This window comes from Bacillus sp. CCNWLW194 (assembly GCF_037120585.1).
Lineage (GTDB): Bacteria > Bacillota > Bacilli > Bacillales > Bacillaceae_G > Bacillus_A > Bacillus_A basilensis.
The window spans coordinates 22,121-29,072 of sequence record NZ_JBBBBL010000032.1; the positions used below are offsets into that span (position 1 = coordinate 22,121).

The window sequence follows — 6,952 nt, forward strand, 5'->3', positions numbered from 1 at the left end:
GTTAATTTCACAAAATCTCAGGAATGAAAAAGAAATAATTGAGCTAAAGAGAATCAGTGGAAAACCAATTATGATGCATTCTATTACTAATCTAATAAAGAAAGGATACAGTAATTTCATAATAGTTTTGCCACAAGCTAAAAAGTATGCAATTGAAAAATTGTATAATGATTTTTTTAAATCCTCTAAAATAGCATTTACATTCATAATAAAAGAAGATTTAAATAATTATGAAATGCTTCGAGAAATATTTGCAAACAATAGTGAAAACTTACTATTTTATAAGGCGAATGCCTTGTTAAATTTTGACCTATTAAAAAATTCAAATGTTGATTTTATTATTAAAACGCCGGTTCAGGAAACAAAAAGCAGTGGTCGAGAGTCAATAGCAGCAATAAATATTTCTGAATGGCAAAAATATAAAATTAATATTACTAATTATTTTAAAAATAACAGAGAGCCTAATGATTTATTAATAGAATTGGCAAAATGTTATAAGGAAGAAAAATACAATGGGATAGAAGAGCTCGATGAGATTATTGATGAAGATGGATTAATAATTGATTATTATCTCAATTATGTAAAAGCATCGAGAGAGTATTTTAATAGTAGGGAATTTAATAAATTACAATTGATGGATAATAATATAATAGAAAAAAAGAGTCTTTATAAAGGGATTAGTGATGAAATTTATTGGTACCAAGAAGCTGAAAAAAACGGCATAAACATTACACCAAAATTACTGAAAACTTCCAAGGATAATCTAAGTTATTACATAGAATTTATTGACTACCCTTCCTTATCAGAAACCTTTGTGTTTGAGGATATTCAGGAAAATGTTTGGGATTTTATTTTCGAGGAATTAATTAACCGAATTAATAATCAGCTATGGGTTAAGAAAAAAGCTCTTAATATAACTTCTACATCGCATTCTATGTACTATAATAAGACAATTAAAAGGTTAACAAAATGGAGTAGACAAGATCTTATTGAAATGGAGAACTACATTGTCAATGGTGAAAAGATAAAAGGTTTTAAATATCAATGGCCAAAGTTAGAGGAGAAAATTTCTAATCTAGTGAATAACTCTAATAATTACTGTTCAGTAATACATGGAGATCTCTGTTTTTCTAATATCTTATTATCAACAAGAAGTTTTTCCTTTAAACTCATCGATCCCAGAGGGGAGTTTGGAAGAAGAAGTATTTATGGAGACTACCGTTATGATATTGCAAAACTTAGACAATCATATCACGGTCAATACGATTACATAATCGCAGGCTTATATAATGTCAAAGAACATTCTAAAGGGAATTTTTCTATGGAAATCTTTGACGAAAATTTCAAAAGTTATAAGAATTGCGATAATTTTTTAGGGAAATTAAATGTGGATTTAAAAGAAATTGAATTAATAGAGGCATTATTATTTTTGTCAATGATACCTTTGCATTATGATGATTCTGATAGGCAGTTGGCTTTTTTTATAAAAGCAATAGAGATTATAAACAAATTATAAAAATTAAGAGGTGTTATTAACTTGAATCTGTTAACAAAAGAAAATGTAAATATTGCATTAATTGGGTGTGGAAGACATTTAACAAGAAGCTTATTACCCAATATCGTTGCTCATCCAAAAACATCTGTTGTCGCTGCAGCAGACATAATACCTGAAAGACTAGAGGCTATATCAAAAAGGATTAAAGGAATAAAGACATTCAAATCAGCAGAAGATTTATTAGAACAAGCCACTGAATTAAGTATTGATGCCGTTGTAATATCAATGGATCCAGCAGGGCATCTTAAATTTGCTGAGAAAGCAATTCAAAAAGATTTGCATGTATTTGTTGAAAAACCAGCAGCTTTTTTTGAAGAGGATTTAAGAAAGATTGGAATTGAAGCTGAAAGAAAAAATTTAGCTACATGTGTAGGCTCAAAATGGCGTTACACTCCAGGAACAAAAGTATTAAAAGATTGGATAAATATTGATTCGGTAGAAAGAGATCCTGACTTGATTTTATTAGATGTTACTTTTCCTAAAGGCTTGACTGATGAATTATGGGGGCTTAACGGTGTACAAGCAGCTTTCTACGATATTTATATTCATGCAATTGATTATATTTTTTCTTGGCTAGGAAATATCTCTGATATTAAGACTGATTTAATCAAATTTGAAAAAAATAAACAGAAGGTTGTAATAACTTGTAAAAATTCAGATGGTAAAACTGCTATAGCTTCACTTGTGAGAGGATCAGCAGCATACCAAGTTAATTTTACAGCTCACTTAAATGATGGAACTCAAGCTATACTCAAAGACTTAACTCACCTTGAAATAACACCGGTTAGACCATGGTCTAATACGGAGGGTTCTTTTAGAGACCACCCTTCTTTACAATGGAATCCAGGGAGACTATATAGGGGGTACGCAAGAGCTGGATATGCAGAGGAATGGGATTCATTTATTGAATCAATTTTATCTAATACTACTACACCGACAAATTTAATTATGGCTTCATCAGTTTTAGGCGTAATTGAAAGGTGTCTTCACCAAATTGGACACCCTTTGAATAAAAATAAGGTAGGTAGATAAAAGTGAACAATAAAGTAGTGATAACAGGTGCAAATAAAGGTTTTGGACTAGAGCTAGTAAAAGCATTTTTAAGAGAAGGTAATTCTGTAATAGCTGGAGCCAGAACATTTGATAATTTAATGCCACTAAAAGAAGAGTTTGTTGAATCTCTTACTATGGAATATATAGACTTAAATGATGAAAGTTCTATTGATACATTTGCAAGCAATATTAATAGTAAGCATAAAATAGATGTAATAATTAATAATGCAGCCACAAGTAAGGGGGTAGGAAGAATTTATGAACTCGATCCAAGCGATTGGAGCTATGTTATGCAGGTGAATTTATTAGGTCATATAAAATTAATTAATCTTTTAGCCCCAAACCTTATTGAACAAAGAAAAGGTTCAATAATTAATATAGGTTCAATGAGTGGAAAAAAACCACTCAATTTATTAGGTTCTTATTGTGTGAGTAAAGCTGCACTCCACCACTATTCACTTTGCTTGGCAAGTGAGTTAAGAGATTTTCAGATTAGAGTAAATACTGTGGGGATTTCCGCTAATACAGACTTATATAAAGAGCATGCTTATCAAAAAGCTGAACTGGGCTATACTCGCACAGTTGAGAGGATGAAAGAAAATTTGCTTCCTCACCCCTCAGAAAGTACAGATTTATTATTGTTTTTGGCTTCTGAAAAGTCGAAAAACATAACAGGGCAGTATATTGAATGTCAATCTATGAATATACCAACATGGTAAGGGATTCGCTTGTGTTTGCAGAATTTTACAAAGGGTTAGTTTTGGCTATTGATAATACAATTGTAAGAGAGAAATAAATAAAATTACGGATGAAGATTTAAGTAGCATAAAGTATTTAAATAAAATAGGTGTTCCAATAATTTTTGCAACTGGGAGAACTCATACTAATGCCCAGATTATCGCTGAAAAAATTGGTTTAAATAATCCTATAATTAGTTCGTATGGTGTAATGATAAGATCCTCGACTTCAAAGAATGACTTAATCTACAAAAAATACAATGACGAAACTAGGTTTAGAAGTACTAAAACTTTTAAACTTAGTTTCGCTCTAAATTCTATAAATAAAATTCCTAAGAAGATCTATATAGGTGTATACGAATTTGATGCTCGTCCCCATAAAAATACTGTAAATTGGATAGCAAATGATAATTGTTATAGGAAAGGCGTTATGCCTACAGTTTATCAACAAATACCTTATGTAATCCAAAATGTTAATACTAAAACTCCAAAGGTTATTGACTTGCTTTCTATATGGCATATCAGGAGATCATTGAGGATTGAGGGTTACAATTTCTTTTCTAAGAAATCAAAAAAAGACATATTTTATTTAATAGGATCAGGAATATATATTTGAGTAGATGAACTTTTAAATGTAGGAGGCTTTCCTGATTATTCAGATGACATTGCACTCGGCTTTAGATTCTATTTACTTAATAAAAATAGGTGATAATTCCTTATCCTGCCATAGTTTTTGGCTTGAATAATCTAAAGGACTACTTTAATCAAGTGACGAGAATTTATTATGGGATTTTTTCTATTAGAAAACAATATAAGTATCTCACGCTTAATGGAATAAAAGTTACTAAAACGAATTATTTTATGAAGTTTATATATTCAATTTTTGATGTTACGAGGGAAGTAATTTGGTTAGTAAGTTTATTTTTAAGTGTATATATAACCAAAAGTATCATTGCTTTAATTGCTTGTTTAACATTATTGTTATTAAAATATCTTATATATAATATTGTATTTAATAAAATTAAATACAATTGGAATGAAAATTCTAATAAATGCAATTGGAATAGAAATATAGTACATATATTAAAAAATACCTTAATAGGATTTACCCTAAATATCCCATTTAGAACGTTAGCCTTACTAAATTTTATACTAAAAAAGGGTCTATAGAATCGAAATTTTTTCTAAGTAGCAATAAAGAAAAAATATAAAAGGATGTTTTTATGAATTTACTATTATCTTCAATATTGAAAGAAGATGGAATAGAAGCAACTGTTTTTCCACATAAATCACATAATAATCATTTTGAAGGAAGTATAGTGGGGTCAGGTAAAATAGTTTTTATAAAGGTATTTAGGGATCAATCTTTGTTTATAAATCAAAAAAATCCTCAACCAATATTTGGCTAAGGACTTAATTTGTCATTTTAACTATCAACACTTTTACTTTTTAATAACACCCTTCAAAAATTATTTTGAAATTGATTTCGATAAGGAAGGTGTTATAGGGGAGGCTGGCTCTTTAATTGCAAACTTTCATAACAAGCACTCTAATTTTATTTCAAGAAAAGACAGAATAAACTTATCTCCTCCGTCAGAAAGGATTTATAAGCTGTTAAATAATATGAAGACCCATTATAAAATAAATCAAATATCTAGTCACTTTAATGTTATAAAACATAAATTATCCTCTTTAGATAATGCGTTTATGAATAAAGAAAGTATAAAATTTATTCACGGTGATTTTGGTTCTAGAAATATTAAACGTCATAATAATAAATTTGATTTGATAGATTTTGAACGGTCTAGATTAGATAATGTATGGGTGGAATTTATCAAATTATTTGAACTAGATTTATGTGATAGGAAGAAAATAAATGTTTTTAAATGTTCATATAAAAAAGTATCTTTCTTACTGATAATATCTAAAGATTTATATTATTTACTAGTGTTTATAGAAGTTATTAGTATATACGATTATGTATCTTTAAATAGGGATCCAAATTTTGAAAAAAAGCTGATATGCTATTAGAGAAACTATAGGTTATATATAACTAGGAGGGGACAGTGAAAGTATTAATTACTATGGCTGGACGCGGACAAAGATTCCTTAACAAGGGATTCACAATACCAAAATATATGATAAATGCACAAAAAAAGTTTATTTTATTGGTCAATAAGTTCTCTTAAGGATTTTTTTGAATATGAGTTTATTTTTATGGCAGTAAAAGAACATGATTGTGTAAATTTTATTAAAAGACAATGTAAATTATTAGGAATAGATAATTACAAAATTATTGAGCTAAATTCTTTTACTTGTGGACAAGCTGAAACTGCCTATAATGCCAAAAATTATATTAATGTTGATGAACAAGTAATGATATACAATATAGATACTTTTGTGAATCCGAATTCATTGAAAAAACATTTTGAAAATTATGATGGTATTATTCCTGTGTTTGAAACTTTTAGCGGTGATAACTGGAGTTATGTAAAATTAAATAGCTTTCGTAGGGTAGTTGAAGTGGCAGAAAAGAAAAAAATTCTAATTACGCTTCTATAGGCCTCTATTATTTTAGGAAGTGGGACTATTTTCTAAATAGCTATGAAAGAAATAAAACCAGTATATTGCAACAATATAAAGAAATATACATAGCACCTTTATTTAATGAACTTATTCAAAAATTAAATATTGGCATTCACGAAATTTCTAAGGAAAATATAATTCCCCTAGGAACACCTGAAGAGGTTGAAGTTTTTGAGAAGCTGGTACAGTAGCGTCGCATTAAAATTATTCAAAAGCGTCTTTTGAAACATCGATAAAACCCTTTAGCAGGATGGGGGAGCGTCAGGAAACTGCAAATTTACAACGTTAAGCAAATCATAGAATAGAAAAATCGGTTCCCTACAACGTTTAGGAACCGATTTATTTACTTATCTTCTTATGCTAAAGTCTCCGTTAGTTGAACAAGGAATTTTGTTGAAACACTTTCTTTATATAGTTAATAAGAAAATCTCTCTCTTCGGGGAAGGTTAATTCTAAAGTCTGTATTTAATCTAATTTTTTCCAAGTGATATCATAAATAAGATTATCAGGATCTTGAAAATCTCTTTTCTCACCTACAATCTTCACAAAGAAATAATGAGCTTCAACAGATATGTTCATAATTCCTTTTCTTAACCTTAATTTCTTCAACAATATCGACTGTATATCCCGTCTCTTCTTTAATTTCTCTAATACAACATTCTTCAAATGTTTCTGCCTGTTCTTTTCCTCCCGATGGAATAGACCACATTTTTTTCTTCAGGTTTTCCTTGCAAGACCATTAACAATTGACCATTTTCATTAATACATACACCTGAAGAACCAAACCATTTTTGCACTTTAGTTTCCCCCCATGCTTAACTTTATAATTAATAGGATTCTACCAATCAATGAAGTTCCTTCTTCAAACCAACCTCCCTCAATAAACAAACAAGTATCTCTTAAATTCGCTGTTTTACTGGTTCCGTTGCAAAGTTTTCTAAGTGAGTTTACACTCTAGAAAAAAGGTACGAGGAGAATCACAAATGCGATATTTTAAAGGGAAACAGTTCAAGAAGGATAT

Annotated in this window: 6 protein-coding genes and 1 pseudogene; 6 read left to right on the forward strand and 1 reads right to left on the reverse strand. The window is 29.3% G+C overall.

Annotated elements, in window-relative coordinates:
- The first annotated feature begins 70 nt into the window (after positions 1-70).
- The 6 genes from V7S50_RS33035 (at position 71) to V7S50_RS33055 (ending at position 5,907) form a co-directional block, all read left to right on the forward strand.
- Positions 71-1,516 carry a hypothetical protein gene (locus V7S50_RS33035; protein ID WP_252209205.1) on the forward strand — a complete coding sequence of 482 codons (1,446 nt, stop codon included), beginning with the start codon at positions 71-73 and terminating at the stop codon, positions 1,514-1,516.
- A gap of 21 nt (positions 1,517-1,537) precedes the next feature.
- Positions 1,538-2,587: a Gfo/Idh/MocA family protein gene (locus V7S50_RS33040; RefSeq protein ID WP_242251499.1), complete on the forward strand. Its 1,050-nt coding sequence runs from the start codon at positions 1,538-1,540 to the stop codon at positions 2,585-2,587.
- Positions 2,588-2,589: 2 nt separating this feature from the next.
- Positions 2,590-3,327, forward strand: coding sequence for an SDR family oxidoreductase (locus tag V7S50_RS33045; protein WP_242251501.1), 738 nt, complete (start codon positions 2,590-2,592; stop codon positions 3,325-3,327).
- An 82-nt stretch (positions 3,328-3,409) separates the two neighbouring features.
- A complete protein-coding gene (locus tag V7S50_RS34225; protein ID WP_353739326.1) occupies positions 3,410-3,961 on the forward strand; it encodes an HAD hydrolase family protein in 552 nt (183 codons plus the stop codon).
- A gap of 607 nt (positions 3,962-4,568) precedes the next feature.
- Positions 4,569-4,754 carry a hypothetical protein gene (locus V7S50_RS33050; protein ID WP_242251503.1) on the forward strand — a complete coding sequence of 62 codons (186 nt, stop codon included), beginning with the start codon at positions 4,569-4,571 and terminating at the stop codon, positions 4,752-4,754.
- Between the two features lie 808 nt (positions 4,755-5,562).
- Positions 5,563-5,907 (forward strand): hypothetical protein, encoded by a 345-nt coding sequence (locus tag V7S50_RS33055; protein WP_242251505.1) that lies wholly within the window; start codon positions 5,563-5,565, stop codon positions 5,905-5,907.
- A 396-nt stretch (positions 5,908-6,303) separates the two neighbouring features.
- Here the strand turns inward: V7S50_RS33055 and V7S50_RS33060 are convergent.
- Positions 6,304-6,728, reverse strand: a pseudogene (locus tag V7S50_RS33060) (NUDIX hydrolase).
- Between the last annotated feature and the right edge of the window lie 224 nt (positions 6,729-6,952).